Here is a 654-nt window from a genome sequence, read left to right as displayed (position 1 = left end):
AGATAAGCTCGACCTTGATGCCCGGATTGGCGGTTTCGAACTCGGCGATCTGCTTCTTCAGGAATTCGGTGCGCGGCGGGCTGGTGATGACTTCGACCATTTTCAGTGTCGAGTCGGCCACGGCATTTCCGGCGGAAATCGCCAGCCCCGCAACGGTGGCCAGCATGACGGTCAGTTTTTTCATGTTCAAGACTCCCATTTTGAACCCGCTTGTTATTTTCTGGCTTTTTCGAAGGCCTGGGCGACGTCAGCCCACAGGTCTTCGACACTCTCCAATCCGACATTGAAGCGGATGGTTCGGGGGCTGACGCCGAAGCGCGCCATCGAATTCAGGCCCGGCGTCTGCTCCAGCGACGCCTTGGCCGGTACGACCAGGCTTTCATGCCCGCCCCAGCTGACGCCGATGCGGAAATATTTCAGCGCGTCGACGAAGACGGGGATGTCGATATCGTCCGTCACCTCGAAGGAGAACAGACCGGCATAGCCGGCCAGCGTCGCCTTGCCCGGGTGGTTCGAATAGATGGGGTGGTTGACCCGCTCGACACTGGCATGCGCCTTCAGCCGTTCGGCGATGGTCAGGCCGCTCTTCATGTGGTGCGGCAGGCGCAGCGGCAGCGTGCGCAGGCCGCGCAGCAACAGCCACGCCTCGAACGG

At 61.3% G+C, this 654-nt stretch carries 1 protein-coding gene and 1 pseudogene; both read right to left on the bottom strand.

What is annotated here, in order from left to right; genetic code table 11:
- Positions 1–184: pseudogene (locus tag EN984_RS36790) on the bottom strand (sugar ABC transporter substrate-binding protein); the annotation flags it as partial.
- 29 nt (positions 185–213) lie between these two features.
- The coding region (locus EN984_RS36785; RefSeq protein ID WP_206517591.1) for a PLP-dependent transferase at positions 214–654 on the bottom strand (441 nt) is incomplete at its 5' end.

The sequence above is a fragment of the Mesorhizobium sp. M7A.F.Ca.CA.004.12.1.1 genome (genome assembly GCF_003997835.1).
GTDB lineage: Bacteria > Pseudomonadota > Alphaproteobacteria > Rhizobiales > Rhizobiaceae > Mesorhizobium.
Note: the sequence above shows the minus strand (reverse complement) of the source record. Positions and strands in the feature narration are given on the sequence as shown.